Origin of the sequence: Halomonas sp. ALS9 (assembly GCF_001651035.1) — a bacterium.
Taxonomy (GTDB): Bacteria; Pseudomonadota; Gammaproteobacteria; order Pseudomonadales; family Halomonadaceae; genus Vreelandella.
The window spans coordinates 1-422 of record NZ_LXRG01000177.1 but is presented as its reverse complement, the minus strand read 5'-3'; the positions used below and the strand labels follow the sequence as shown (position 1 = coordinate 422).

At 53.8% G+C, this 422-nt stretch carries 1 rRNA gene; it reads left to right on the top strand.

Annotated features, from left to right (window positions below):
- Positions 1-422, top strand: a 23S ribosomal RNA gene (locus A6R74_RS12940); the annotation flags it as partial.

Genomic DNA, 422 nt, shown 5'->3' with positions numbered 1-422 from the left:
AATATTCCCGTACCGGACATGGTTGCGATGGGGGGACGAAGAAGGCTAGGTGAGCCAGGCGTTGGTTGTCCTGGTGAAAGTGAGTAGGCTTGGATCTTAGGTAAATCCGGGATCCTTTAAGGCCGAGACACGAGATGAACTGACCACGGTCAGGAAGTCACTGATGCCACGCTTCCAGGAAAAGCCTCTAAGCTTCAGATCATGTGCGACCGTACCCCAAACCGACACAGGTGGTCAGGGTGAGAATCCCAAGGCGCTTGAGAGAACTCGGGTGAAGGAACTAGGCAAAATGGTGCCGTAACTTCGGGAGAAGGCACGCCGGCGTAGGGTGATGAGACTTGCTCTCTAAGCCCGAACCGGTCGAAGATACCAGGTGGCTGCAACTGTTTATTAAAAACACAGCACTCTGCTAACGCGCAAGC